The sequence below is a fragment of the Microbacterium alkaliflavum genome (assembly GCF_044325405.1).
Taxonomy (GTDB): domain Bacteria; phylum Actinomycetota; class Actinomycetes; order Actinomycetales; family Microbacteriaceae; genus Microbacterium; species Microbacterium alkaliflavum.
The window spans coordinates 516,100-542,787 of record NZ_JBIQWL010000002.1 but is presented as its reverse complement, the minus strand read 5'-3'; the positions used below and the strand labels follow the sequence as shown (position 1 = coordinate 542,787).

The following is a 26,688-nucleotide window of genomic DNA, read 5'->3' as shown; positions in this document are numbered from 1 at the left end:
CGGCCAGACTCATGCCTTCCGAGCGATCGGAGCGGGCCGAAGGTCCCGTGATCCGTGCCCGTGATCGCCGAGGTCCGGTGTCGGCCCCCGCAACGCCCTGAGTGCGAACAGGATCGTCGTGAGGTCGACCACCTCCTGGATGAGCGCCCCCGCGATGGCGGGGATCAGACCAGTCGTCGCGACGAGCATCAGCCCGATGCTCGCGCCGATGCCGATCCAGATCGCCGTCAGCGCCACCTGCATGGTGCGCCGGCCGATCGAGACAGCCTCCGCGACCTTCGCGAGCGAGTCGACCAGTACGACGACGTCGGCCGCCTCGCCTGCCGCCGTCGCACCTTTCGCGCCCATCGCGACACCGACATCGGCGGCGGCCAGGACGGGCGCGTCGTTCACGCCGTCACCGACCATCATGACGGGGCGGGGCTGAAGCCCGCCGGCGAGATGGATCTTCTCGGTGGGCAGCAGATCGGCGTAGATCTCGTCGATCCCGACCTCGGCGCCGATCGAGTCGGCCGTCGACCCGCCGTCGCCGGTGAGCATCGCCACACGGGGGATGCCGTGCTCGCGGAGCCATCGCACGACGGCCGCGGCCTCCGGCCTCGGGCGATCCGAGAGCATGAGGGTCCCCGCGAAGTTTCCGTCGATCGCCACGTAGGCCGCAGCCTGACCCGACGTCGTTCGCGCGGTCGGGATATCGCCGACGAGCCGCGCGACGAAATCGTGCTTGCCGACCGTCACCGAGCGTCCGGAGATGTCTGCCGTCACGCCGTTCGTCGCGATCTCGCTCGCGTCGGTGGCGCCCACGAGCTGGAGTCCTCGCGCGTCGGCGGCCCGCCGCACTCCATCCGCGAGGGCATGTGTCGAGTACTGCTCGGCGGAGGCCGCGAGACGCAGGAGTTCGTCGGAGTCACCTCCCCGTGCGGGCCGCACCTCGACGAGTGCAGCTCGGCCGCGCGTCAGGGTTCCCGTCTTGTCGAAGGCCGCCGAGACGATGCGCGAAAGGTTCTCGATCGCGGAGCCGTCCTTCACCACGATTCCCGCACGTGCTGCTCGCGACATCCCGCTGACGAAGGCGACCGGGGCGGCGATCAGGAGGGGGCAGGGCGTTGCGAGCACGAGCACCTCAGCGAATCGGGTCGCGTCGCCCGACACCAGCCATGCCAGCCCCGCGATCGTCAGGGAGACGGCCGTGAACGGGATCGCGAACCTGTCGGCGAGACGGACGACCGGCGCCCTGGATGACTCGGCCTCACGGACGAGCGCCACGATCTGCTGATACTGGCTGTCGCGACTCCGGCGCGTCGCCCTCATGCGGACGACCTGCGTGCCGTTGACAGCGCCGGACATCAGCTCGTCGCCGGGAGACCGGGTCACGGGCATGCTCTCGCCCGTCAGGGAGGACTCGTCGAAGCTCGCCTCCGGACCCAGGAGGACACCATCCACCGGCACGATCTCGGCAGGTCGGACAAGCAGCACGTCGCCGATCTCGACCTCCTCCACTGGGATGTCCGCCAAGGCGTCCGGGCCATCGTCTGGCAGACGGTGGGCGACGCGCGGGGAGCGGTCGAGAAGCGCCGTCAGGTCGCGGCGCGCCCGCCGCGCGGCGAAGTCCTCGAGCGCCTCGCCGCCCGCCAGCATGAGAACGATGATGAGCGCGGCCACGTACTCGCCGACGGCAAGGGTGGCGACCATCGCCACGATCGCGAGCACGTCCAGCCCTACGTGCCCGCGCAGCACATCCCGGACCATGCGCGCGATCGTCCAGGCGACGAACAGCGTGACATAGCCGATCGCGAGACCGCGAGCTGTCGCGTCCGCCCCGGCAACAGACAGGGCGAGGACGCTCCCGAGGACGAGCAGTGTGGCGCAGATGATCCCGTAGCGGCGCATCCATGACCTCATCGCGAAGGCACCTCACTCAATCCATTGCCATGGCGATGAACGTGAAGATCGCGATGTCGCTCAGGACGTGGATGAGCCACGGCCAGAACAGGCCCCGGGTCTCGATCATCGCCTTTCCGAGGATCCATCCCATGAAGATCGCGGCGACGGCACCCATCATCCCGCCGGGAACGCCGAAGTAGTGCGCGACTCCGAAGAAGAACGCCGACTGCCACAGCGCCGAGCGGGCGTCCACGGCCGGACCGAGCGTGGCGATCATCGGCGCCCGATAAGTCATCTCCTCGCTGAACGCGTTGAGTGCGGCGAACAGGACGATCGCGGGGATCATCGGCAGCATGCCGACGAGCTGTGCGCCGGTGGGATGGAAGACCAGCCACTCGACGGCGAACAGCACTGCCGCGATGCCGACACCCCAGATCAGTCCGAACCGCGCCCACCGGTCGGCACGCGGGAAGCCGAGGAGCGGCACGGGGCGGATGCGCGCATCGAGGTCTCCCACACTCAGGTAGAACTGCCGCCGATGCAGCCCCAAGAGGAGGAGGAGGCAGATCATGAATGCCGCACCGATCAGCTTCGCTCCCTGCTCGACGATCATCCGCGAGACGAAGGCCGGCTGCCCCGCCGCCTGGGCGAACGGCTGCACGGCGGAGGCCAGCTGCGGCATCGTCTCGACCAGGACAGTCAGGATCGCCATCGAAAGCGCGAATCTCCAGAGCGGTCGGGCCGGCACCCACCAGATTGACGAGATCCCGATGAGGGCAGCGACAGCGACCTGAGCCCAGGGGAGCCACGCCGGAGACCGGCCCGTGAACTGCATCCACAGGATGACGGGGATCGTGCTCGTCGCCACTGTGACCGTCCAGGCGACCGCCTCGGTCGCGCGTCGGGAACGTCGCGGGGGCACGGACATCGCTTCGGTGGCGAAGCCGCCGCGCGGCGCCCACTGTCGGGAGAACGACTGCTCGGAGTCGGTCATGTGCAAGGTCTCCTTCAGCCTCCAGCACACTCCCGGCGCCGTTCATCACGGGGGACGAAAGTCCCCTTCACTCGGACGACGGCCGCTCCTTGCCAGTGGCGATGCAACGCGGCGGCGCCTAATCTGGCACTTGCCGGCGACTGCGGAAGGTGGACGCTGTGTCCGAGACCGATTCGCTCTCCTTCCCGGACGGGCCGCGGGCAGATCTCGAAGACGCGATCACGAACCTGCTGACCCAGGGGGAACGCGTCATGCGCACACAGGGGCGACTGCGCGCACTGCTCCGGGCCAGTCAGACGGTCGCCGAGCAGATCGATCTTCGCGAGGTGCTCCGCCGGACGGTCGAGGCGGCGACCGAGCTGGTCGAGGCGGACTACGGCGCGATGGGCGTCCTCACACCGGAGAAGGATGCGCTGGAGGAGTTCATCTACGTCGGTCTCACGGCCGACCAGGCGCGCGCGATCGGCGACCTTCCCAGCAGACACGGCCTTCTCGGCGCTCTGATCGACGATCCCCGCCCCATCCGGACGGCACACATCGCCCTCGACGATCGCGCGGCCGGGTTCCCGCCCCACCATCCGGCGATGCACAGCTTCCTCGGCGTTCCCGTCAGGGTCCGCGGCGAGGTCTTCGGCAACCTCTATCTGTCGAACCGCCGCAACGGCGAGTTCACGGAAGAAGACGAGCAGCTCCTGAGCGCCCTCGCCGCGACAGCGGGATTCGCCATCGACAACGCGCGCCTGTTCGCGGACGCCGAAGTGCGCGAGAAGTGGGCGAAGGCTGCCGCCGAGCTGGCCTCCGGCATCGTGTCGACCCCGAGTGACACGGTCCTCGACCTCCTCGCGGGGCGGCTGCATGAGGTCGCGGCGGCGGAGCGTGTGGTCGTCCTCACGGCGACGCGAGAGGATCTGCTGCGGATCGCGGCATCCCGAGGCGACGACGACATACTCATCGCGGGTTCCGTCCTCGACCCGGTTCCCAGGCTCGTCGCCGCCGTTCTCGACGACGCCCTCCCGCACGCGCAGGGACGGGCGGACTCGTCCGATGAACCGCTCCTCTCGAGGCCGGACGCGGCATGCGGCCCCGCGCTCGCCGTGCCGCTGAAGGCGCGGGCGGGAACGTGGGGTGTCGTTCTTCTGATCAGGCCACCGGAAGCAAGCCGGTTCTCTCCGGCCGAGGTTGCGAGCGCGAACGACCTCGCATCTCGGGCGAGCATCGCGCTGGAGCTGGCTCGTGCGCGCGAAGACGCTCAGCGGGCGCTCATCGCGGACGACCGTCGTCGTATCGCGCGGGATCTCCATGATCACGTCATCCAGCAGCTCTTCGGGACGGGACTCGCGCTTCAGGGCGTTGCCGCGCGTGTGGGTCCGGGCGCGGACAGCGACGAGATCGGCGAGGCGATCGAGCATCTCGATGACGCCATCCATCAGATCAGGACGGTGGTCTTCGCGCTCTCGCACCGCGACGAGGCATCTGTCCGCCATCGGCTGCTCGATGTCGTCGGCGAGCTCTCCTCGCACGGGCACCGCCCGCCGGCGATCCGATTCAGCGGTCCCGTGGATCACCTGGTGCGTGACGGCCTGGCCACCGACGTGGTCGCCGTGGGGCGCGAGCTGCTGAGCAACGCGCTCCGTCATGCGAAGGGGGACCGCGTCTCGATCGACGTTTCGGCATCCGACGACGGTGTGACAGTCACCGTCGCTGACGACGGCCAGGGGATCCCCCTCGACGCCGAGCTGCGGGGCCTGGCGAATCTGGACGAGAGGGCGCGAGCACGCCAAGGGCGGTTCTGGGTCGACTCCGGACCCTCCGGAACCACGGCGACGTGGAGTGCGCCGCTGGAGATGCCGTCCTCCGTCATTCAGCCGGAGGAGGCGGGATGATCCGTGTCTTCCTCGTCGACGACCACGAGATCGTCCGGCGCGGCCTCGCGAACCTGGTCGACGGTCAGACCGACATGGAGGTCATCGGCGAGGCCGGGACGGCGCGTCAGGCACTGGGGCGGATCCAGGCCACCGTTCCCGATGTCGCCGTGCTGGACGTGCGCCTGCCCGACGGGAGCGGCATCGACGTCTGCCGAGACATCCGCTCGCGGCTGCCTGCTGTCGCGTGCCTCATCCTGACCGCCTACGACGACGACACAGCGGTCTCCGCGGCCGTGCTCGCGGGTGCCGCCGGCTACGTCCTGAAGGACATCGGCGCATCACGGCTGATCGACTCGATCAGAGCGGTCGCGGCGGGTCGCTCGCTCCTCGACCCTGGAGCGCTGCGTTCTGCGAAGACACGGATGCGGGATGCCGCGGCCGACGATCCGCGACTCGGCTCGCTCGGCCTCCGCGAACGCCAGATCCTTCGGCTGATCGCCGACGGCATGACGAACCGTCAGATCGGCGATCGCCTCGGCATCGCCGAGAAGACGGTGAAGAACTATGTCTCGTCCCTGCTGAACAAGCTCGGTCTGGAGCGTCGCACTCAGGCAGCCGTCTTCGAGCTGGGGCACAGGGACGAAGACCCGCGCGACGACAGGACCTAAGGCCCGGCATCCCACCCGTGAGCGACCTACCGTGACCTCATCGCATCGGGAGGTGCCGTCATGGAACGCATCGTCATCGGCTTCGACGGGAGTCCGGGAGCGGAATCGGCCCTCGACTGGGTCACCGACCGCGCGCACCGCCATCCCGTGCTGATCGACCTGGTCGGCGTCGCGAACATGTTCGCCTCGGATCGGACCGGCGCGCTCGAACGTCTGGAGGATGCCGAGGCCCGCATGCGCTCGAGGCTGCCCGGAACCGCCGTCGAGTCGCACCTCGTCGACGGCACGATGCCGGGGACCCTCGTGCACGCCGCCCGGAGTGCGGATCTGCTCGTCATCGGCATCGATCGCGAGCACCTCGTACGCACGGCAGTGAAGGGATGGATGCCGCTTCGGGTGGCCGTGCGCTCCCATCTGCCCACGTGCCTCGTCCCCGGGGGCTGGAGCGCAGCCGACGGTCCCGTGTTCGTGGGGGTCGATGAAGACTCCTCGGACGCAGCGCTTCTGTTCGCTGCAGCGGAAGCCGCCGAGGCGACCTCGACGCTTCGGATCGTCCACGCGTGGAGCGAGGAGCACCCGGTCCGGTCGGGATCGCTGGTCGTGATGACGGCCCCCCGGACGCGCGCCGACCATGAACGCCTGATGCGACGAGCCACGGAGAAGGCTCGAGAGACACACCAGGGCCTGACGGTCGAGAGCGATCTCATCCACGAGGACGATGCCGCGAACCTGCTCCGCTCCCTGACGACCGGGGGATCGCTGGTCGTGCTCGGCACGCACGGACGCGGGCTGCTCTCCGGAGCGATGGCCGGATCGGTGGCGCAGAAGGTTCTCTGGGACCTCAGGGCACCCGTGTGCGTCGTTCCCGATGAGAACCGGTCTTCGGCGGCGTGAGAGGTCGCAGGACACCCAGCCCGAGCATCACGAGCCCGAGTTCCAGCATCCCGATCACGAAGTACACCGCCTGCAGCGGGCTGAAAGGGATGAAGATCATCTGGACGAAGATCCAGATCGCGCAGGAGAACCCCGCGGCCGCGCACGCGACCATCGCGAACCGCCAGCGCACTCCGGTCAAGATGCCGGCCAAAGCCTGGGGTGCTCCGACGAAGAGGATCAGAGTGAGGCCCGGAACCGCGTAGCTGTCGAAGGGGGAGCCGCGGAGATAGTCGGCGGGCGGCACCAGCACCGAGCTCAACGCCGGAACCGTGCTGCCGAGAATCAACGCGATCCCACCCGCGAGCGCCGTGACGGCAACGAAGGCCGTCACCGTGACGAGCGTCAGCCGGAGACCGCGGGTCATTGCAGCACCGCCCGGCGACTGTCGCTCGGCACGACGCACACCGGGCAGTCCGCGCGCCAGAGCACCTCCTGCGCGACCGACCCCAACAATGCCCCCGTGAGAGGGCCGTGATGGTGCGTGCCGATCACGAGCATCGACGACGTCTTCGCGAACTTCAGCAGTGCGGCCGCGCGGCTGTCCCGGACGAGCTCCCCGTCGACCGCGAGTGACGGGTGCCCTTCGATGAGGTTCTCCATCGCATCGTCCAAGACGACGCGATGGCGTTCCAGCTCATGATCCGGTGCAAGTGCCAGGGCTGTCGAACCGTAATGAGCGGGGGTGGGCATCAACCATGCGTGCGCGAGGCGAACGCTCGTCGACATCAGGCGTGCCTGCCGTGCCGCGAACGCGACGGCCGAATCCGACGACGCGTCGTTCGCGACGCCGACCGTCACCGGACCCCCGGTCTCCACCCAGCCGGCCGGCACCATGCAGACCGGCACGGTCGATTCCATCGCGAGTTCGAGCGGGACCAGCCCCGCGAACGCCGCCCGGATCAGGTGTCCGGGATCGATGCCGACGACGATCAGGTCGACCCCGCGGGCGAAACCGCCGAGCGTGTCGGGCATCGCGCCTTCCAGACGGTGCAGTTCCACAGGCATCCCCGGCGCTCTCTCGCGCAGATAGGTCTCCGCATCCGCAAGCTGCTCGATGCCGAGCGACCGATCGCGTGTCATCGGCGAGATCACGTTGACCACATCGACCTTCGCGCGCGAACGGCCCCGTCGCTCCGCTGTCCATTTGAGTGCAGCAACCGCCGCGGCGCTCCCGTCGTACCCGAGGACGATGCGCTCCATGACGACCTCCGACCGAGCGCTCCCCGGCGCCCTCACCGAGGACGCTAGGCGGCACGCGTCAGTATGGGGCGGGTCGAAGGTCCCGCCGCCTCCGTCGCGGGACCTTCGACCCGACTCCGCCGCGCGATCGGGTGCGCGCTGAAGAGGAGAGAGAGGACCGCCCCATGTTGCGGACTCGAACTCGATAAGTGTGCCGACGGCACCGACCGCGGCTCTGGCGCCGAAGAACAGACGCGCTGTCGTGACCGGCCGACGAGGATCCTCACGGCTTCCATACGCGGAACGGCGCGTTCCCTACGCAACCGAAACACGGGCGTCAGGGCCGCCGGATTAGCATGCGACCGTGAGCGACAGTGCCCCGATCAGCGACCTTGCCCCCGACACGGCGGACGCCGGCAGCTCGAGTGCCGTCATCGAGGTGTCACCGCCGCAGCCGTCGCGCACCCGGTTCGGCCGGTGGCTGATGACGGGTCTGATCGACGACCACGCCCAGCACCAGGGGCCCATGGCGCGGCGGGCGGAGCAGACCCATTCCTGGTGGCGGGTCATGTGCCTGACCGGTCTCGACTACTTCTCGACCCTCGGTTACCAGCCGGGCATCGCCGCGCTCGCGGCCGGGCTGATCTCGCCGTTCGCGACCATCGTCCTCGTCGCGCTCACCCTGCTGGGCGCGCTGCCTGTGTACCGGCGAGTGGCGAAGGAGAGCTTCCGGGGGTCAGGGTCGATCGCGATGCTCGAGCGGCTGCTCCCGTGGTGGGCGGGGAAGCTGTTCGTCCTGGTTCTGTTGGGCTTCGCGGCCACCGACTTCATGATCACCATCACCCTGTCTGCGGCGGATGCGTCGGCCCACGCGATCGCGAACCCCTTTGCTCCGGCCTGGCTCGGGGGAGGGCAGGTCTGGCTCACTCTCGCGCTGGTCACCCTGCTCGGTCTCGTGTTCCTGAAGGGCTTCCGTGAGGCGATCCGTGTCGCGGTGCTCCTCGTCGCGGTGTACCTGCTGCTGAATGTGGTGGTGGCCGTCGTGTCGATCGGACACATCTTCACAAACCCGATCGTCGTCGAGGACTGGTGGTCGGCACTGTTCGAATCGCACGGCAATCCGCTGCTCATCGCCGGTGTCGCCCTGATCGTCTTCCCGAAACTCGCCCTGGGCCTCTCGGGTTTCGAGACCGGCGTCGCGGTCATGCCGCAGATCACCGGTTCCGACGCGGATGCCCCGGACAATCCGAAGACCCGCATCCGTGGCACCAAGCGCCTGCTGACCACGGCGGCCGTGATCATGAGCGTGTTCCTGATCACCTCGAGCTTCACCACGACGCTGCTGATCCCGCAGGCCGACTTCCAGCCCGGCGGGCCGGCGAACGGGCGGGCGCTGGCGTATCTCGCACACGAGTACCTCGGCGAGGCGTTCGGCACCGTCTACGACATCAGCACGATCCTCATCCTCTGGTTCGCAGGCGCCTCGGCCATGGCCGGCCTCCTGAATCTGGTGCCCCGCTACCTGCCCCGCTACGGCATGGCTCCGCAGTGGGCGCGTGCGGTGCGTCCGCTCGTGATCGTCTTCTCGCTCATCGCGTTCCTGATCACGATCGTCTTCAGGGCGGATGTCGACGCGCAGGGCGGCGCGTACGCGACGGGCGTCCTGGTCCTCATCACCTCGGCATCGGTCGCGGTGATGATCTCGGCGTGGCAGCGCCGGCAGCGTCCGCAGACGATCGCGTTCGGTGCGATCACGGTGGTGTTCATCTACACCACCGTGGTGAACGTGCTCGAGCGCCCCGACGGCATCCGCATCGCGGGCCTGTTCATCCTCGGCATCGTCACCGTTTCGGTCATCTCGCGCATCGGACGCTCGTTCGAGCTGCGAGCACCGACCGTGACTTTCGATGTGGATGCCGCGTCCTTCCTCCGCGGTGACGCGAAGTCGGGGGAGCTGCTCATCATCGCCCACGAACCGCATGAGGGCACCGACAGCGAGTACGTGAAGAAGGACCGTGACGAGCGACGGTTCAGCAAGATCCCGCTGAAGGCGCGGACGATCTTCCTCGAGGTGCATCCCTCAGACTCGTCGGACTTCGAAGAGGAGCTGGAAGTGACGGGGTCGATCCGCGCGGGTTATCGGGTGATGCAGGTGCGCAGCGGCAACGTCCCGAACACCATCGCCGCTGTTCTCTTGGCTGCGCGCGACCTCACCGGCGTCGTGCCCACCGTGTACTGCGAGTGGACAGAGGGCAATCCGATCGGGAACATGTTCCGCTACCTCATCACCGGCGTCGGAGAAGTGGCACCCGTCACCCGGGAGGTCCTTCGCGAGGCGGAGAAGGACATCAAACGGCGACCCGCCGTGCACGTCGTGTAGCGGCGATGGCGGCCGCCGCCACGGAAGGCATGCCGATGATGCCCTCAGATCCGCTCGAGCGCCGAGCGCCCCAGCTGCGTCAAGGTCAACACGTCGAGGGTCTCGAATCGCGCCCACCCTTCCCGCACCAGCGCGTTGACGAGGTCATACATCTTCGCCTGCACCGTCGATATCGCGCTGGTGTAATCCGGATCGCTCACGTCGACACTGCCTGACCTCAACAGTCCCAGGAAGGTGGAGGTGAACATGTCCGGGTTGGCCAGAAGAGCTTTCAGGCTCGGGTTGAGGTACTCGTCGTAGGCCGCCGCGTCGGGGTAGCCGAGCAGTGCCGCGGCCGCATCAGCCTCTCCGTCGCTGCGGTCTTCGGCCGGCGAACTCATCCCGGTTTCTCGCAGCTGCTGGCGTATCTGGTATGCGGCGTAATACGTCGTCTTGGCCAGGTCTCGGTCTTCATCGGCTGCCTGATATGCCGGATCAGCCAGCTTGCGTCGGCTCTGAGCGCGTTCGACAGCCAGGCATCTCGACACGAATCCCAACCCCGTGATCACCTCGCCTGCGACTTCGGATGGCCCGAGCAGCCGCGCCGCAGCGCCGAGGCGGTCGAGCGCGGTCTCGCAGGCGTCCGCGGCACGCAGCCTCGTCGTGGGGCTTACGGCCCAGCGCGCGGACTCGAGGGCGTTCATGACCGTCTCGTAGCCGAATGCCACCGATGATTCGCTGGGCGGTCCGATCTGGACTTCCTGCCGAACGGACGCAGCCCGATCGCCATCCGCGATGAGCGTCGTGAGACGGTCGCGCGCAAGGGTGAACCTCTCCTGGCTGAGCGCAGCCAGCGCGAACTCCTTCAGCCTGCCGATGCTGGCCACTGCTCTCAGAACGCGCAGCCTGACGTCCGCGGCGGGACCGTCCCAGTCGATGCTGTCGACGGGAATCCCCAGGATCTCGATGAAGTCCCGCATGTCCTTCTTCTCGGGAAGCCCGATCCGGGCGATCGCGAGCAGCTCCGTCGCGCGGGGATCGCTGAGGGTGAACGGCTCATTCCAGAAGGACATCGCTCACGGTTCTCCCGTCCCCGCATCAGGCGCAGTGTCCGCTGTGACCATCCGGACCATGACGCACCACGGTGAGGATCCCCCAAGAATGGCGGGCGCTGCGCGGCGCGTCAACGCTTGCCATCGCAGCCGGGCTCGCCCTGGACATCCGTCACCCCTTGGCGGGATGATGTGTCCCATCCTGCTCGGGACTCGAGGTGTGGGCCACGCTCGCCTCGCCTCGGCATACGTCGCAGACCTGGGGGCCTTGATGACGAGCTTCTTGGATCGGCTGCCGCCGTACGATTTCGCCGATCCCGCGGCGCGCGAGCTCTGGGGTCTGCTGGCCACCAACTATCAGAGCAAGCAGGTCGTCCGCGACCTCCTGACAAGGGACGACGTCGACACGTCCGAGATCGACTGGGACCAGCCCATGCGGTGGGTGTGGCACGACATCCTCGACCTCACGTTTCGACGCGACCGGCTCGTGCCTCTCCTCGTCCTGATCAAGGAGGGAGGGGATGCCTCCATCTCGACCCGGATCGAGGAACTCGTCGCCGCGGCGCCCGTCACCGCCCCGCCGGACCCGCGGGGTGCGGAGCCTGTCTGGCGTGGCTTCGGGGATCCGGGGATGGAGAAGGTCCTCGCGGCCGAATCCACGTTCCTCGACATCGCGTTCCTTCGGCGGGGGCTCGAGCTGGGAGGAGCCGTCTGCCGCCTCCTGGTGACGCTGTCCGGCACGGACTACTACGGGACGGCGTTCCGCATCGGTGCCGATCGCGTTCTGACGAACCATCACGTGCTGTTCGACCACGACCACGGCAACGCCCGGGCGACCAAGGTCGTGGCGTGGTTCGGCTACGAGCGGTCGTTCGAGGGTCTCACCGCCGCGCCGATCGCGCTGATGGGCGATCCCGCGTCGATCATCGGGGACGTAACCCACGACTGGGCGGTCATCACGCTCAAGGGCAAGATGCCGAAGACGGCAGTGACCATTCCGCTGGCGAGCGCCGCGCCTGTGGGCGTCGATGACCGGGTGTACATCATCCAGCATCCGAACGGGGCGCCCAAGAAGATCGGGATGATCCACAACGTCGTCCGCTTCGTCGACGACGACGTCGTGCAGTACCTGACCGACACGGATGGCGGATCCTCGGGCGCGCCCGTCTTCAACGAGAAGTGGGAGCTCGTCGCGCTCCATCACCGATGGGTCGAGGCGAAGTCGAACGGTGTCGCCGAGATCCGCAATCAGGGAAGACGAATCGCACGAGTGGTCGAGGGCCTCACTGCCGCGAAGGTGATCTAGGCGATGTCCTTCTACGACGAACCCTTCACCCTCGACAACGAGCGCGCGAAGACCGTCCTCAAGATCGCCCTGAAGGGATTCGCCGAGAAGAAGCCGATGCGGACGTTCCTCGCCACCATCGGCATCGACCCGATCGACATCGAATGGGAAGGCACGATCCGAGTGATCTGGCCATCCGCTCTCGAGGTTGTCGCGAAGTCGGGGAAGCTCCGGCAGTTCCTGATCGCGGTACGAGACGCCCCCGATTACACGCTGTATCGAGCGGACGTGGAGCGGATCATCGCGGACTGCGACGCAGAAGCAGAATCGGAGACGAAGGACGGCTTGCTCCCCGCTGCTCCCGTCGACCACACGACCGCGACGATCATCGGGCGCCGCCCGTTCGTGGACCGGGTGAATCTGCGAGAGAATCTGAAGTCGCTGTTCAACGCGGACGGCGACAAGGTGCTGATCGTCAACGGCCCTCCGTCATCGGGGCGCAGTTATACCTGGGTGCTGATCTCCTACGTCGCGAAGAAGACGAGCGGGTTCGACACCAGGCTGATCGATCTGTCCATGTTCAGCGATACGCAGGCGACGCCGGTGGATGTGGCTCGGATGATCGCGGCGACCTTCGGATGGCCGCCCCCGGAGGTCGATGAGACCGCGATGGATGCCACGAATGCGCGTGTGCTGAGGCCGTGGATCGCCCAGCATCTGAGCGAGATCGGGAAGGTCTGCCTCGTCTTCGACGGACTCGACGGCGCCAATGTCGCAGAGACGACGCTCGAGTTCATCGGGAGCATCGCCTCCGCGGCGGGCAACGACGAGCTGGGAGAGTGCCGCATCGTGCTGCTCGCGTTCGACAGGGCGTTGAGCAATCCCAACGTGGATCCGTTCGTCCGGCGCGAGCCGACCCTCGCGAGCATCCCGCTGAAGGAGATCGTCGCGTACTTCCGGACCGTCGCCGCAGAGCGAGGGGACGAATTGTCTCTCAAGCAGGCCAAAGCCCTGACCGTCACTCTCTTCGGCAAGCCCCCGCCCGATCCGCTGCCCATGTCCACGCTGCACGCGCGTGCGGCCGAATTCAGCACAGCGGCGTGCGCGCTGCGGGGGTACTGACGTGCCCGAGCTCGCCCCGATCTCCGACCACGTTTTCGCCGAGCTGCTCGGCTCCCTCGCGCCGACAGGCCACGACGAACCCCCGCGTCACGAGTCCCTGCGCGAGTTCGTCGTACTCGTCGCCGCATTCGACGCCGACTCGCTCAAGGCCGTCGGGGCGACCGACGATGACCTCGACGACTTCCTGGTCGAGGACTGCGAACAGGTGTTCACGAGGGCGGGCAGGCAGTGGGGGCTTCGGCTGGGCGTCCGTCAATCGACCCTTGCCGCGCTCGAAGCCGCCGGTCGGCTGGAGGGCCTTCATGGCGCGGTCGATCCCAAGGACGTCGCCTCGACGATGGCCCTCCGGTACATCGCAGGCACCGCACCCTCCCTCGAGGACCAGACCGTCGAGGAGCTGCAGGGCACGGCGATCGCGTCGGACTGGCTCGCACGCACGAACGTGAAGCTGCCGCGGTCGGTCGAGGCGAAGGCGCAGCAGAGCATCGACGCGATGCTGAACCCCCTGCGCCTTCTCGTCGCCGACGGGGTGTTCGGTCGCGATCACGAACTGGCGGTGCTCGCCGATTACGCCGAGGTGCTCTCCCCGTCGAGCCGCGCGAAGGGCGCTGTCCGCCGGGTGAAGCGCATCTTGAATCTCACCGACAAGCCGCCTCTGGTGATCCACGGACTGGGAGGAGTCGGGAAGTCGACGCTCGTCGCGCGATTCGTGCTCGACCATGTGGATGCGGGGGCGAGCTACCGATTCCCCTTCGCCTACCTGTCGTTCGACAGACCCGAGCTTCAGCTCGAGCAGCCGCTGACGCTGCTGGCCGAGGCCGCAACGCAGCTCGCGGCGCTGTTCCCGGATGTGGCGAGTGACGCGGCGGCCGTCGCCGAGAGCACCCGCGGCGCCGTGGCGTCCGCGCTGCTGACGTCACTGTCGGACCGACGTGCATCGAAGGTCTCGTGGTCCACTGCCAGGGGATACACCGACCGCGATGTCGACGTGCTGCTGGATCGCTTCGCTCAGCTCGTCGCCGCGGCGACAGGTCGGCACCAGCTTCCGACGGTCTGGGTCCTCGACACTTTCGAGGTCGCACAGCGGCAATCGCCCGTCGCGGCGGACGAGCTGTGGGACTTCCTGGAACGCCTGCAGCGCGCCTGCCCGCGACTTCGCGTCGTGATCTGCGGGCGAACGCCCATCGAAGGGCGCCGCACGCGCAGCCTCGCGCTCGGCAACCTCACTCCGGCGGCGGCCCACGACCTGCTGCGCACGCAGCTCGCGCCGCTGGACCTTCCCGACTCGTTCATCGCGGGCGTCGCACAGGCCGTGCCTCCGCACCCTCTGAGCCTGCGGCTGGCGGTGCTGCTGATCCGTCGCGAGGCCGAACTCGGCCTGGCGACGGACGAACGCCGGCGAGACGTCCTCTTCCAGCTGGAGGGTGCGAACGTGCAGGGCGTGCTCTACCGAAGGGTGCTCGCCCACATCGAGGATCCCGATGTCCGCCGACTCGCGAACCCGGGTCTCGTCGTGCGGCGCATCACGCCCGACGTCATCCAGGACGTGCTGGCGAAGCCGTGCGGCCTCGGGGCGATCGATCGCGACGCGGCGACCGCGCTCTTCGACAAGCTTCAGCGCGAAGTCGCGGTCGTCATCCCGATCGAGGGCGGCACTCTGATCCAACGCCCGGAGCTGCGCAAGCTGATGCTGCCCCTCGTGACCCATGATGACCCCGAGCTCGTCGCGAAGCTCCGGCGCGCGGCTCTCGCGTTCTATCGCCGACGCGGATCGGTTGAAGACAAGGTCGAAGAGCTGTACTACCGCCTGGCACTCGGTCAGTCGACGGCCACGCTGGACAAGTCGTTCGACCCCGAGGCCGCCCGCGTCCTGATGGAGGCGGTCGACGAGTTCCCACCCTCCAGTCAGGTCTATCTCGCCAACCGGATCGGCGTGACCGTCGACCCTGCGATTCTGCACGAGGCGGATGATCTCTCGTGGGCGCGCCAGGCGGTGCTCAGCTCGCGCCGCCTGCTCGACTCCGGCCGAGCCGAGGCCGCCCTCGAGATCGTCACCGGGCGCCGCAACGACACGATCGTTCCCTTCACGGGGGCGATCGAGGTCGAAGCACTCGCAAGCCTCCACCGCACCGACGAGGCGCTCACCGCGGCGCGAGCCACGCTGAAATGGGCGACGGAGCATCACGACTCCGACACTTTCATCGACGTCGCACTGCTCGCCGCGCGGATCGCGGAGGATGCCGGGGACACGACAGCGGCGCTGAGCCTGTTGAGCCAGGCGGAGAGCGCGGCCGCCTCCGCCCAGGACATGATCGCCGGATGGGTCGCGCGAGTGGCGATCGTGCGGGTGCATCGCCGGTCAGGCTCGTCGGACAGCGACCAGGCCCTCAAGGCGCGCGCGAGGCTCGTCGACGAGATCGATCAGCTCACGCCGCGCGACCGATCGCGCAACCCTTCGCTCGTCCGCGATCTGGCCGCCGAGATCGGCGACGACGTCCCGTCGATCGCGCGCGATGCGCTGCGACTGTCGGGGCACACGGCGGGACCTGTGCCGACCACGCGGCGCCGGCGCAGGCATCCCGATCCGAACTCCCAGCTGACCAGTGCCGAAATCGGGCGGAGCCTCGCGGTCGACATGTCCGCCGACGAGAGCGGAAGCATCCGCGAGCACGTGTCGGAGCAGCTCCGGTTCGAGTCCGACGGGGCGGCCTTCTGAAAGGTGGCGCAGATGCGCGAGATCGATGTCGTACAACAAGACCTGAAGTCCATCTGGCGCCGGCTCGTTGCGCTCCTCGGCGAACGCGCGGCCCCCTTCGCGGCCGAGCTGCTGCTCCTCCTGCGCGACCTCGATTCCGACCCGGCTCGGGATGCCGCGGCCGAGGTCCGTGCGCTCGTCGCCTCGTATGCGAACGCCGACGAGACGATATCGCGACGGGTCGCGGCCCTTCTCGAACGCACACGCAGCCTCCGTGCCGAACGGGCGCCCGATGAGGGCGACCCCCGGGACATCGGAGGCGACGAAGGCGAGGCCGTGCCGGTCGAATCCCCGAGCCCGCGGCACGTGTCGGTGCCGGTCTGGTATGCGACCGACCGCAACCATCAGCCAGGGCAGCCCGCGTCGCGTCGTTACGGGATCGATCGCTCCGCACACGAGGCAGGCGAGTCTCCGCTCGCGTATGGACTGGCCGCCGTCAGCATCCCCGACGGCCATCGCAAGGGCCGCATGGAGAGTCCGAAGTGGTACAAGCTTCAGTTCCGCGAGAACCCCGATCTGCACATCATGGTGGAGTCGGTCGACGAGCTGGGCCACTCGAGCTGGCTCGAGTCTCTCCGCACCGCGGGGGGCGCCGGCGCGGCTCTCGACGCGACGGATACGAGCGATGACATCCTCGTGTTCGTCCACGGCTACCGCACCGGCTGGGCGGACGCGATCAAGCGTGCCGCACAGTTCTCCTACGATCTCGAATTCGACGGCCGGACAGTCGCCTACACCTGGCCGTCTCAGGGCAAGCTCCTGTCCTACACCGTCGACGAGAACAACGCTGCCTGGGCCGGACCGCACTTCAGCCAGCTGCTTCGAGACCTGCTCGAGAACAGTGGCGCTCGCCGGGTGCACCTCGTCGCGCACAGCATGGGGAATCGGATCATGTCCGCGGCCATCCACGATCTCGCAGACGCGCTCGCCGGATTCCCCACTCATCTGGGCAACGTCATCTTCGCCGCGCCCGATGTCGACGCCGACACCTTCCGCGAGCTCATCACGGCGTTCCAGGCCGTCGACGCCGTCGAGGAGCATCCCCGCCCGCGCCTCACCCTCTACTCGTGCGGCGCCGACGCGGCATTGGACCTCTCACGCCGCATCCACAAGCTCCGACGGGCGGGGGATGCTCGAGACGGGATCGTCGTCGTGCCCCCGATGGACACGATCGAGGTGACGCAGATCGTCCTCGACGACCCGACCGACGACCGCACCGGGCACGCCTACTTCTGCTCGAATCGGCACGTCATCGCCGACCTCAACAGCGTCGTGCTCCGCGGCGCGGCTCCGCCGCGCTTCGGGCTCGAGCCCGCCGACGGCGGTCGGTACTGGCGACTCTGACCGAGGTGTCGTCTTGTCACCGCACAGGGCGCGCGCACTACCCTGAAGGGTGACCACGTCCGATGCCCCGATCGAGGAAGCGGCTTCGCAGGAGCCCGCCACGATGACGTTCGCCGCCCTGGGATTGGGTGATTCGGTGCTCGCGGCGCTGCGCGACGTCGGGTACGAGACGCCGTCGGCGATCCAGGCCGCGACGATCCCGACCCTTCTGGGCGGTCGCGACGTCGTGGGTCTCGCGCAGACCGGCACGGGCAAGACCGCGGCGTTCGCACTGCCGATCCTCGACCGACTCGACGTGTCGCAGAAGACGCCGCAGGCGCTCGTGCTCGCCCCGACGCGGGAGCTCGCGCTGCAGGTGTGCGAGGCGTTCGAGAAATACGCGTCGCACCTGCGCGGCGTGCACGTGCTTCCCGTCTACGGCGGCCAGGGCTACGGCGTGCAGCTCTCGGCGCTCCGCCGCGGCGTGCACATCATCGTCGGCACGCCCGGACGCATCATGGACCACCTCGACAAGGGAACGCTCGACCTCACCGAGCTGAAGTATCTCGTGCTCGACGAGGCCGACGAGATGCTCAAGATGGGCTTCGCGGAGGACGTCGAGACGATCCTCGCCGACACTCCGGAAACGAAGCAGGTCGCGCTCTTCTCGGCGACGATGCCCGCGGCGATCCGGCGCATCTCGCAGCAGTACCTGCACGACCCCGAAGAGATCACTGTCAAGACCAAGACGACGACATCGTCGACGATCACGCAGCGGTACCTCATCGTGTCGTTCCAGCAGAAGATGGATGCTCTGACGCGCATCCTCGAGACCGAGAACTTCGACGGCATGATCATCTTCGGCCGCACGAAGATCGTCACGGAGGAGATCGCCGAGAAGCTGCGCGCGCGAGGATACTCGGCGGCCGCGATCAACGGCGACATCGCTCAGCCCGTACGCGAGAAGACCATCAACCAGCTCAAGTCGGGCAAGCTCGACATCCTCGTCGCGACCGACGTCGCCGCGCGCGGCCTCGATGTCGAGCGCATCTCGCACGTCGTGAACTTCGACATCCCGACCGACACCGAATCGTACGTGCACCGTATCGGCCGCACGGGTCGCGCCGGACGGTCGGGTGACGCCATCAGCTTCGTGACGCCGCGGGAGCGCGGGCTCGTGCGGGCGATCGAGCGCGCCACGCGTCAGGAGCTCACCGAGATCCCGCTGCCGAGCGTGGACGAGGTCAACGTCACGCGCCTCGCACGCTTCGACGACCGCATCACCGCGGCCCTCGGCGAGACGGAGCGCATCGACCGCTTCCGCGACATCATCGCCCACTACGTGCGGCACAACGACGTTCCCGAAGTGGATGTCGCGGCCGCCCTCGCCGTGGTCGCCCAGGGGGAGTCGCCGCTCCTTCTCGAGCCCGACCCGGAGCCCGCGCGGCGTGAGCGTGCCGACCGCGACCGCGGCGAACGGCCGGGGCGCTTCGACCGTGATCGCGACGGCGGCGAGCGGCGGCCTCGCACGCCCCGCGACGGGATGGCGACTTATCGGATCGCCGTCGGCAAACGCCATCGCGTCGAGCCCCGTCAGATCGTCGGGGCGCTCGCCAACGAGGGCGGCCTCAAGCGCGACGACTTCGGCGCGATCCAGATCCGACCGGACTTCTCCCTCGTCGAGCTCCCCGCCGATCTTTCGCGTGCGACACTCGAACGGCTCGAGGGCACGCGCATCTCGGGACGGCTCATCGAACTGCGGCTCGACACGGGTGGCCCCGGGCGTCGGGCGCGCCGCGACGACGACCGTCCCTACCGCAAACCGCGCCACTGACCACCGCTCCTGCGGGACTTCGCGCCGGCCGTGGGCGGCCACGGTACGCGATGCGAAGTCCGTCGCAGCCGATTTGCGCTGCGCTGTCGCGGCGTTGAGCTCGCGTTGGATAGGGTTGCCTCCAGCGGGCGTGGGGTGCCCGGTCTTGGGCGTCTGGAGCAATGTTCCAGCGCGGGCGCCCCACGCGTGCTATCCGGCTTCGACGCGGTCGCGTCGCTGCCGAGCGCGCCCTGCGTCTCCGGCGCGCTGCGCCCTCTGGTGCGCGCAAGCGCGGAACCACTATCGTGGGCACCGGTCGCGGCAGTGGCGCCGCAGAGGCGGGGGTCTCGATGGCTGAAGTTGTGGTCGTGGATTCGAAGGCGGCGGCCGGCGCTTTGATCGCCGACGAGATCGCGGAGCTGATCCGCCGTCAGCCCGACGTCGTGCTCGGACTCGCGACGGGTTCGACGCCCACCCCCGTCTACGAGGCGCTCCCCTCGCGCCTGCAAGGGGTGGATGTCTCCCGCGTGCGGGGATTCGCGCTGGACGAGTACGTCGGGCTTGATCCCCAGCATCCCGAGACCTACCGCAACGTGATCACCCGCGAGGTGGTCGAGCCGCTGGGACTCAACCCCGAGCTGATCCACACTCCCAACGGCGATCCCGCGAGCATCGAGCACGCCGGCGACGACTACGAAGCCGCGATCCTCGCCGCGGGCGGGGTGGAGCTGCAGATCCTCGGCATCGGCACCGGCGGGCACATCGGCTTCAACGAGCCGGGCTCGTCTTTCGCGTCGCAGACGCGGGTGAAGACGCTGACTGCCCAGACCCGCAGCGACAACGCGCGTTTCTTCGATTCGATCGACGACGTTCCGATGCATTGCGTCACGCAGGGGCTCGGCACGATCCTGCGTGCTCGCCACCTCGTGCTGCTCGCCTTCGGTGAGGGAAAGGCCGACGCGGTCGCGGGCGCCGTCGAGGGTCCCATCACGTCATCGCTGCCCGGCTCGGCGATCCAGCTGCATCCGCACGCGACAGTTGTCGTCGACGAGGCCGCGGCGTCGAAGCTGCAGCACCTGGATTACTACCGCTACGCGTACGACAACAAGCCTGATTGGCAGGGGCTGTAAGGCCCCATTCTCGATGAGGAGAAGAGCATGAAGTTCCTTCAACGACTCGGCAGGTCGATCATGCTTCCGGTGGCCGTGCTGCCGGTCGCGGCGATCCTGTCCGGCATCAGCTACTGGATCAGCGCCGGCGGCAAGAGTCCCAACATCTTCTCGGCGTTCCTCGGTGCGGCCGGTGGAGCGCTGCTCGACAACATGGCATTGCTGTTCGCCGTCGGCATCTCGATCGGCATGGCGCGCAAATCCGATGGCACGTCGGCCTTGGCGGGCCTGGTGTCCTGGCTCGTGGTGACGACGCTCCTCAAGCCCGAGACCGTCGCGCTCTACACCGGAGTCGCCGACGTCAACAAGGTCGACCCGGCCTTCCTCAAGGTGCAGAACGTCTTCGTCGGCATCATCTGCGGTCTGATCGGCGCCTACTGCTACAACCGGTTCAAGGACACGAAGCTCCCGGACGCGCTGTCGTTCTTCTCGGGCAAGCGCTCCGTCGCGATCGTCACGGCCGCCGTCTCGCTCGTCGTCGCGATCATCCTCTACTTCGTGTGGCCCTGGGTGTACGGCGGGCTGGTCGTCTTCGGTGAGTGGATCGTCACTCTCGGCCCCTTCGGCACCGGCATCTACGGCTTCCTCAACCGCCTGCTGATTCCCGTCGGTCTCCACCACGCGCTCAACTCGGTGTTCTGGTTCGACGTCGCGGGCATCAACGACCTCAACAACTTCCTGTCCGGGACAGGCACCTACGGCGTCACGGGCCAGTACATGACCGGGTTCTTCCCGATCATGATGTTCGGTCTCCCGGGCGCCGCGCTTGCGATGTATCTCACCGCCAAGACGACGCGCAAGAAGCTCGCTTACGGCGTGCTCTTCGCCGGCGCGGTGTCGTCGTTCTTCGTCGGCGTGACCGAGCCGCTCGAGTTCGCGTTCATGTTCTTGGCACCTGGACTGTACGTCGTCCATGCGCTGTTCACGGGCATCTCTATGGCGATCAGCCAGATCCTGCCGGTGCGCATGGGCTTCGGGTTCTCGGCCGGCTTCGTCGATCTCGTCCTCAACTGGATGAACCCGATGGCGCAGAACCCCTGGCTCATCCCCGTCATGGGCGTCTTCTGGTTCTTCATCTACTTCGGCGTGTTCTACTTCTTCATCAAGCGGTTCAACCTCAAGACGCCGGGGCGTGAGGACGACGACATCCTCGGCGAGGGCACGGAGTTCGACACCCACTCGAAGGACGATGCGTACAACATGACCGCCGTGCGGTTCATCGACGCGCTCGGCGGCAAGCAGAACATCACCGACCTCGACAACTGCGCGACACGCCTTCGCATGGAGATCGCGGACGTCTCGCAGGTCGACGAGACCGCCCTCAAGCGCGCGGGCGCGGCCGGCACGATGAAGACCGGCGGGCACTCCGTGCAGGTCGTCTACGGCACGAACGTGCAGTTCGTGAAGGATGCGATGGAGCGTGTGATGTCCGGCGAGGTCGTCCTCGACGTCGCGGAGCCGGAGCCGGCTCTCGCAGCTGGAGACGGCGAGACCGCGACGGGAACCAAGACCCGGACGACGATCACCCTCCGCCAGCCGGTCGAGGGGACGGTGGTGGATCTGACGACTGTTCCGGACCCGACGTTCGCGGAGGGGATCATGGGCCCGGGTGTCGCGATCGAGCCCTCGGGCACCACCGTCGTGGCGCCCGCCGACGGCACCGTCGGCGCCACTTTCGACACGAGCCATGCGGTCGCACTCGTCCTGCAGGACGGGACCGAGCTGCTCATCCACGTCGGCATCGACACGGTCCAGATGAAGGGCGACGGGTTCAAGACTCTCGTCGAGAAGGGGGCCAAGGTGACAGCGGGCACGCCGCTGCTGGAGTTCGATCTGAAGAAGATCGCGGCAGCCGGACATCCCGCGGTCACGCCGGTGATCGTGCTGAACAACGAGGACGCGCAGATCGAGTTCACGGAGTGATCGATGGGCGCACGCGCAGTCGAGATCGCGGTTCAGGATGCCGCCGGTGCGCGTGTCGCCCTCGACGCCGGCGCCGACCGGCTCGAGCTGTGCCAGGCGCTGGAGACGGGAGGACTCACTCCGTCGCTGGGAATCCTCGAGGCGGTCCTCGCCGCGGTCGACCCGCTCGTGGTGAACGTGCTCGTGCGTCCGCGCGGGGGCGGCTTCGTGTACTCCGCGGAGGAGGCCGCGGTCGTCGAGGCCGACATCCGGGCGTGCGTGGAGCGGGGAGCCGGGGGAGTCGTGGTCGGCGCCCTGACGGGAGACGGTCTGCTCGATCGTGACGCGATACGCCGCTGGAGGGATGCCGCGGGCGGCGCGACCCTCGTGTTCCATCGTGCGATCGACGCGAGCGCCGATCCTCGAGCCGTGTTCGATGCCCTGATCGAAGAGGGAGCGGACCGCGTCCTCACGTCGGGAGGCGCTGCGCGCAGCGTCGACGGCATCCCGCTCCTCTCGGAGTTCGCCGCGGCATCGGCCGGCCGGATCGAGGTGATGGCAGGCGGGGGTGTGACCGCGGGGGACATCCCGGCACTCCTCGCGGCGGGCGTCGATGCGGTGCACCTCTCCGCGCGGGAGCGCGCAGGCGCGGATGCCCCATCCGGACCGGGCGGCGGTGCGAGCGGGCATGACGTCACGAGCGCGGAGCTCGTGGCCGAGGCCGTGCGGGAGGCCCGGCGCTGACGCTGTCCATCGGTGGTGCCGAACCCGCCCGTCATCCCTGCGCCCTGGAGGCCGCGTGACCTACCCCGCCGTGTCACTCCCGGACCTCGCCGGTTCGCTCGCACTCGTGACGGGCGCCAGTGACGGCATAGGCCGTCAGATCGCTCTGGGCCTCGCGCACGCGGGCGCCGACCTCGTCCTTCCCGTGCGCGATCGCGCCAAAGGCGAGCGCGCGGCCGCCTACATCCGAGAATCCGTCCCGGGTGCGCGCATCGAGCTGCGCGCCCTCGACCTCAGCCGGCTCGAGTCGGTCCGCGAGCTGGCCCTGGACCTGAGCGGCAGCCCCCCGATCGACGTCCTCGTGGCGAACGCCGGCATCGTCTCGCTCGGCGACCCGATGCGGCACGTCAGTGAGGACGGATTCGAGCTGCACTTCCAGACGAATTTCCTCGGACATTTCGCTTTGACGCTCGCACTGCTCCCCGTGCTGGCGAACGCTCGAGTCGTCATGCAGTGCAGCTACGCCGCCGGGTTCGCCCGCATCGACTGGGACGACTTGCAGTCCGAGCGGCGATACTCACCGATGCGCGCATACGCCGTGTCGAAACTCGCACTCGGGCTCTTCGCATACGAGCTCTCGCGACGCAGCACGATGAACGGGTGGGGAGTGCGGGTCTCGGTGTGCCACCCCGGCGTCGCGCCCGACACCGGCATCAGCCCCCTCATCCGCGAGCGCGCCTCGGACGGCCGCCTCGCCGCGCTCGCGCGCCGTCTCGGCAACACCCCTGCCGAGGCCGCCCAGCCGGCCCTCCTGGCAGTGGCGACGGAGGCCGCGGACTGCGAGTTCTACGGTCCCGCCGGCCTCTTCGGGATCTCCGGTCCGGCGCGGAGACGGCGTCCGTACCGGCGCCTGACGGACCGGACAGCAGCGACGCGGATGTGGGAGCGCGCGGAGGAATTCGCCGTGACGACCCGCCGCTGATCGAGTCGGCCGGCCGGCCTCAGCTCACGGCGAAGGCGGCGGGCGGCGCCGCGGCAGCCTCGGCTTCGACAAGGCACGAGAAGCGATGCGTCCCCGAGCTCACCTCGAACGGCGCAGAACCATCGGGTAGGACGATCTCAGCCTCGGTGCCCGCGGGGACCCTGACATCGAGCGTGAACGCGCCGTCGTCGAGGGTCCAGGCGACCGACGCCTGCCCGTACGGGGTGTCGTGCGCGGCGCGGACCCACGTGAGCTGAGGCGTCGGAAGAGGTGCGATGCGCAGCCGGCGGTATCCCGGCGCGGCGGGGGCGATCCCTGCGACGCGGCGGTGCAGGAAGTCGGCCACGGCGCCGAAGGCGTAGTGGTTGAACGAGGTCATGCCGCCCGGGTTGATCGAGCCGTCGGGGAGCATGGAGTTCCACCGCTCCCAGATCGTCGTCGCGCCCATCGTCACGGCGTAGAGCCAGGATGGGCACTCGGTCTGCAGCAGCAGGCGCCACGCCGTCGCAGCCTGACCCGAAGACGCCAGCGCGTCGCACACGAACGGCGTGCCGAGGAATCCCGATCCGACTTTGTAGCCGTCGGCCGCCACCTGCGCGGCGAGCAGCTCTCCCGCGTGGGCTTTCTGGTCCTCGTCGAGGAGGTCGAAGACGATCGCGAGCGCATAGGCGGTCTGTGATGGGAACGCCGCGCGGCCAGACGGGGTCGTGTATTCGCGGCGATAGCGTGCGGCCGCCCGCTCGAACAGGCTGCGATACCGAGCCGTCGCCTCCTGGTCGCCGAGGATCCCGGCGGTGCGGCTCATGACGTCCGCCGTGCGCGCGAGGTAGGCCGTCGCGACGGCCTGCCACGGAAGGCGCGCCGCCCAGGGCTGGTCGTCGGGGGCGGCGGAGTCGAGCCAGTCGCCGAAGGAGATGCCGCCCTCGGGGAAGTCGATCGCCTCGCCGGCGCGGCGCGCGAACGCGTTCGTCCACGCGACCATCGACGGCCACTGACGACGGAGGATCCCCTCATCGCCGTAGCGCTCGTAGAGCGTCCAGGGCACGACGGTGGCGGCATCACCCCACCCCGCCTCGGCGCTCAGTGCGGGGAGGCCGTCGTCGACAGGCATCCAGGGCACCCACACCGGGACGTTCCCGTCGGGGAACTGGTCGGCGGCGAGGTCGGCGAGCCAGCCCGTCAGCATGCCGGACACGTCGTACAGGTACGCGGCCGATGGTGCGAAGACCTGCAGGTCGCCGGTCCAACCGAGTCGCTCGTCGCGCTGCGGACAGTCGGTCGGCACGTCGAGGAAGTTGCCGCGCATGCCCCAGACCACGTTCTCGTGCAGACGCGTGAGGAGGGGATCGGATGCCTCGAACCAGCCTGTGCGCCGCAGATCGGTGTGCGTGACGACGGCCTCGAGGTCGTCGGCGTCCAGGGTGCCGGGCCATCCGTCGATCTCGGCGTAGCGGAAGCCGTGGAAGGTGAATTCGGGCTCCCACACGAACTCCCCGCCGCTCAGCACGATCTCGTCCGTCGCGCGGGCTGCGCGCAGCGGCCTCGTCCCGAGCTCGCCGCCCTCGAGCACCTCGGCGTGCCGGATCGTCACGATCTGGCCGGGACGCCCGGCGGGAACGCGCACGCGGAGCCGGCCGACGAGGTTCTGGCCGAAGTCGACCAGGGTGCGGCCCGACGGCGACGTCGAGATCCCGATCGGCCTGAGCGTCTGGGACCGACGGACGGGCGGGCCGTCGGGCGCGATCAGCGTGAAGGCGTCGAAGGACAGCTCCTCGACGGCATCCCAGCCGGTGTCGTCGAAGCCGGGCTTCGACCAGCCGAGGTGCGCCCGCCGGGCATCGAAGGTCTCGCCCATGTAGAGGTCCGCGCGCGTCACGGGGCCCAGGGCCGAGCGCCATGACGCGTCGGAGCCGAAGACGGCGAGCGTGCCGTCGGCGTGCTCGACCTCCAGCTGCACGAGCGCCGCGGTGCGGTCGCCGTAGAGCTCACGGCGTCCGCCGAATCCCAGGTAGCCGCGGTACCAGCCGTCGGCGAGATGCACGCCGATCGCGTTGCGGCCCTCGCGGACGAGATCGGTGACGTCCCACGTGCGATAGCGCAAGCGCGAGTCGTAGCTGGTCCAGCCCGGGTGCAGGACGTCGTCGCCGACCGGCTCGCCGTTGACGGCGAGAGTCATGACTCCGTGCGCCGTCGCCCGTATGCGGGCGCGCACGACGTCACCGGCGACGGCGACCTCACCGCGCACGAGCGCGGCCGGCTCGCCGCCCTCACCTGGGACCGGGAGCACAGGGGCGACCATGCGCGCCGACCACAGCGAATGGTCGAGCAGCCCGGTCTCGAGCCGGGTGGGCTCGCTCCACGCCGACGCGGTGCCGTCCGCCCCCCACACCCGCACCCGCACCGAACGGCGCGCGCGGCTGCCGAGCGGCGCCGCCGGCCACGCGACCAGGACGCTGCCGGCGCTCTCGACGCGTCCCGTCGAGAAGGGTTCGTCGTCGGGAGCGGTGATCTCGAGTTCGTAGGCACCCTGCCGCCAGTCCGCGATCGCGGCATCCACGATCCAGGAGAGCCGCGGCGCGATCTCTCCGATGCCGAGCGGCTCTCGATGGTGTTCAACGGTGACAGGGCGAACGACGACGTCCACAGGTGCTCCTCGGCGGTCGGGAGAAGAGGGGGA

19 protein-coding genes are annotated in these 26,688 nt (G+C 68.7%); 13 read left to right on the top strand and 6 right to left on the bottom strand.

Going from position 1 to position 26,688, the window contains the following annotated elements; genetic code table 11:
• Nucleotides 1-9 precede the first annotated feature (9 nt).
• Together ACH3VR_RS07455 and ACH3VR_RS07450 are read right to left on the bottom strand one after the other, a co-directional pair.
• Entirely contained in the window at nt 10-1,902 is a 1,893-nt protein-coding gene (locus tag ACH3VR_RS07455) for a heavy metal translocating P-type ATPase (protein WP_396640117.1), read from the bottom strand.
• 16 nt (nt 1,903-1,918) lie between these two features.
• Complete coding sequence (locus ACH3VR_RS07450) at nt 1,919-2,878, bottom strand: CPBP family intramembrane glutamic endopeptidase (protein WP_396640116.1); 960 nt, start codon at nt 2,876-2,878, stop codon at nt 1,919-1,921.
• Between the two features lie 158 nt (nt 2,879-3,036).
• Here ACH3VR_RS07450 and ACH3VR_RS07445 point away from each other — a divergent pair, with 158 nt between their 5' ends.
• From ACH3VR_RS07445 to ACH3VR_RS07435, 3 genes are read left to right on the top strand one after another with little or no spacing between them, the layout of a single operon-like run.
• Complete coding sequence (locus ACH3VR_RS07445) at nt 3,037-4,761, top strand: sensor histidine kinase (RefSeq protein WP_396640115.1); 1,725 nt, start codon at nt 3,037-3,039, stop codon at nt 4,759-4,761.
• Nucleotides 4,758-5,411 (top strand): response regulator, encoded by a 654-nt coding sequence (locus tag ACH3VR_RS07440; RefSeq protein WP_396640114.1) that lies wholly within the window; start codon nt 4,758-4,760, stop codon nt 5,409-5,411. Before ACH3VR_RS07445 ends, ACH3VR_RS07440 begins: the two co-directional genes overlap by 4 nt.
• Before the next feature lie 60 nt (nt 5,412-5,471).
• Entirely contained in the window at nt 5,472-6,305 is an 834-nt protein-coding gene (locus ACH3VR_RS07435) for a universal stress protein (protein WP_396640113.1), read from the top strand.
• On the opposite strand, the gene ACH3VR_RS07430 is transcribed toward ACH3VR_RS07435, so the two are convergent.
• Both ACH3VR_RS07430 and ACH3VR_RS07425 read right to left on the bottom strand, forming a co-directional pair.
• Nucleotides 6,253-6,711, bottom strand: coding sequence for a hypothetical protein (locus ACH3VR_RS07430; protein WP_396640112.1), 459 nt, complete (start codon nt 6,709-6,711; stop codon nt 6,253-6,255). The two genes, ACH3VR_RS07435 and ACH3VR_RS07430, sit on opposite strands and share 53 nt — an antisense overlap.
• Complete coding sequence (locus ACH3VR_RS07425) at nt 6,708-7,547, bottom strand: universal stress protein (RefSeq protein WP_396640111.1); 840 nt, start codon at nt 7,545-7,547, stop codon at nt 6,708-6,710. The genes ACH3VR_RS07430 and ACH3VR_RS07425 overlap by 4 nt, the downstream gene beginning before the upstream one ends.
• 463 nt (nt 7,548-8,010) lie before the next feature.
• Between ACH3VR_RS07425 and ACH3VR_RS07420 the strand changes: the two genes are divergently transcribed.
• On the top strand, nt 8,011-9,906 hold the full coding sequence (locus ACH3VR_RS07420) for an APC family permease (RefSeq protein ID WP_396640461.1): 1,896 nt from the start codon (nt 8,011-8,013) through the stop codon (nt 9,904-9,906).
• Nucleotides 9,907-9,950: 44 nt separating this feature from the next.
• Here the strand turns inward: ACH3VR_RS07420 and ACH3VR_RS07415 are convergent, their stop codons facing one another.
• Nucleotides 9,951-10,958 carry a hypothetical protein gene (locus ACH3VR_RS07415; protein WP_396640110.1) on the bottom strand — a complete coding sequence of 336 codons (1,008 nt, stop codon included), beginning with the start codon at nt 10,956-10,958 and terminating at the stop codon, nt 9,951-9,953.
• 250 nt (nt 10,959-11,208) lie between these two features.
• Between ACH3VR_RS07415 and ACH3VR_RS07410 the strand changes: the two genes are divergently transcribed.
• The 9 genes from ACH3VR_RS07410 to ACH3VR_RS07370 all read left to right on the top strand — a co-directional run bounded on the left by ACH3VR_RS07410 (nt 11,209) and on the right by ACH3VR_RS07370 (nt 24,011).
• The gene (locus ACH3VR_RS07410) at nt 11,209-12,243 is read left to right on the top strand and encodes a trypsin-like serine peptidase (protein ID WP_396640109.1); all 1,035 of its coding nucleotides are present in this window, start codon (nt 11,209-11,211) and stop codon (nt 12,241-12,243) included.
• Nucleotides 12,244-12,246: 3 nt separating this feature from the next.
• The gene (locus ACH3VR_RS07405) at nt 12,247-13,344 is read left to right on the top strand and encodes a hypothetical protein (protein ID WP_396640108.1); all 1,098 of its coding nucleotides are present in this window, start codon (nt 12,247-12,249) and stop codon (nt 13,342-13,344) included.
• A 1-nt stretch (nt 13,345) separates the two neighbouring features.
• The gene (locus ACH3VR_RS07400) at nt 13,346-16,060 is read left to right on the top strand and encodes a hypothetical protein (protein ID WP_396640107.1); all 2,715 of its coding nucleotides are present in this window, start codon (nt 13,346-13,348) and stop codon (nt 16,058-16,060) included.
• 12 nt (nt 16,061-16,072) lie between these two features.
• Nucleotides 16,073-17,443 carry an alpha/beta hydrolase gene (locus ACH3VR_RS07395; protein WP_396640106.1) on the top strand — a complete coding sequence of 457 codons (1,371 nt, stop codon included), beginning with the start codon at nt 16,073-16,075 and terminating at the stop codon, nt 17,441-17,443.
• Between the two features lie 103 nt (nt 17,444-17,546).
• Entirely contained in the window at nt 17,547-19,256 is a 1,710-nt protein-coding gene (locus ACH3VR_RS07390) for a DEAD/DEAH box helicase (protein WP_396640460.1), read from the top strand.
• A gap of 329 nt (nt 19,257-19,585) precedes the next feature.
• The gene (locus tag ACH3VR_RS07385) at nt 19,586-20,365 is read left to right on the top strand and encodes a glucosamine-6-phosphate deaminase (RefSeq protein ID WP_396640105.1); all 780 of its coding nucleotides are present in this window, start codon (nt 19,586-19,588) and stop codon (nt 20,363-20,365) included.
• A gap of 27 nt (nt 20,366-20,392) precedes the next feature.
• Entirely contained in the window at nt 20,393-22,327 is a 1,935-nt protein-coding gene (gene nagE / locus ACH3VR_RS07380) for an N-acetylglucosamine-specific PTS transporter subunit IIBC (RefSeq protein ID WP_396640104.1), read from the top strand.
• A gap of 3 nt (nt 22,328-22,330) precedes the next feature.
• A complete protein-coding gene (locus ACH3VR_RS07375; protein ID WP_396640103.1) occupies nt 22,331-23,050 on the top strand; it encodes a copper homeostasis protein CutC in 720 nt (239 codons plus the stop codon).
• A 55-nt stretch (nt 23,051-23,105) separates the two neighbouring features.
• The gene (locus tag ACH3VR_RS07370; protein ID WP_396640102.1) at nt 23,106-24,011 is read left to right on the top strand and encodes an SDR family oxidoreductase; all 906 of its coding nucleotides are present in this window, start codon (nt 23,106-23,108) and stop codon (nt 24,009-24,011) included.
• Between the two features lie 19 nt (nt 24,012-24,030).
• Here ACH3VR_RS07370 and ACH3VR_RS07365 read toward each other — a convergent pair whose 3' ends face one another.
• The gene (locus tag ACH3VR_RS07365) at nt 24,031-26,655 is read right to left on the bottom strand and encodes a family 78 glycoside hydrolase catalytic domain (RefSeq protein WP_396640101.1); all 2,625 of its coding nucleotides are present in this window, start codon (nt 26,653-26,655) and stop codon (nt 24,031-24,033) included.
• Nucleotides 26,656-26,688 lie beyond the last annotated feature (33 nt).

Bases quoted from the DNA above. Each gene is read 5' to 3' on its own strand.
- ACH3VR_RS07455 (WP_396640117.1), bottom strand. From the start codon at position 1,902: ATGAGGTCATGGATGCGCCGCTACGGGATCATCTGCGCCACACTGCTC.
- ACH3VR_RS07450 (WP_396640116.1), bottom strand. From the start codon at position 2,878: ATGACCGACTCCGAGCAGTCGTTCTCCCGACAGTGGGCGCCGCGCGGC.
- ACH3VR_RS07440 (WP_396640114.1), top strand. From the start codon at position 4,758: ATGATCCGTGTCTTCCTCGTCGACGACCACGAGATCGTCCGGCGCGGC.
- ACH3VR_RS07435 (WP_396640113.1), top strand. From the start codon at position 5,472: ATGGAACGCATCGTCATCGGCTTCGACGGGAGTCCGGGAGCGGAATCG.
- ACH3VR_RS07430 (WP_396640112.1), bottom strand. From the start codon at position 6,711: ATGACCCGCGGTCTCCGGCTGACGCTCGTCACGGTGACGGCCTTCGTT.
- ACH3VR_RS07425 (WP_396640111.1), bottom strand. From the start codon at position 7,547: ATGGAGCGCATCGTCCTCGGGTACGACGGGAGCGCCGCGGCGGTTGCT.
- ACH3VR_RS07420 (WP_396640461.1), top strand. From the start codon at position 8,011: ATGACGGGTCTGATCGACGACCACGCCCAGCACCAGGGGCCCATGGCG.
- ACH3VR_RS07415 (WP_396640110.1), bottom strand. From the start codon at position 10,958: ATGTCCTTCTGGAATGAGCCGTTCACCCTCAGCGATCCCCGCGCGACG.
- ACH3VR_RS07410 (WP_396640109.1), top strand. From the start codon at position 11,209: ATGACGAGCTTCTTGGATCGGCTGCCGCCGTACGATTTCGCCGATCCC.
- ACH3VR_RS07405 (WP_396640108.1), top strand. From the start codon at position 12,247: ATGTCCTTCTACGACGAACCCTTCACCCTCGACAACGAGCGCGCGAAG.
- ACH3VR_RS07395 (WP_396640106.1), top strand. From the start codon at position 16,073: ATGCGCGAGATCGATGTCGTACAACAAGACCTGAAGTCCATCTGGCGC.
- ACH3VR_RS07390 (WP_396640460.1), top strand. From the start codon at position 17,547: ATGACGTTCGCCGCCCTGGGATTGGGTGATTCGGTGCTCGCGGCGCTG.
- ACH3VR_RS07385 (WP_396640105.1), top strand. From the start codon at position 19,586: ATGGCTGAAGTTGTGGTCGTGGATTCGAAGGCGGCGGCCGGCGCTTTG.
- nagE (WP_396640104.1), top strand. From the start codon at position 20,393: ATGAAGTTCCTTCAACGACTCGGCAGGTCGATCATGCTTCCGGTGGCC.
- ACH3VR_RS07375 (WP_396640103.1), top strand. From the start codon at position 22,331: ATGGGCGCACGCGCAGTCGAGATCGCGGTTCAGGATGCCGCCGGTGCG.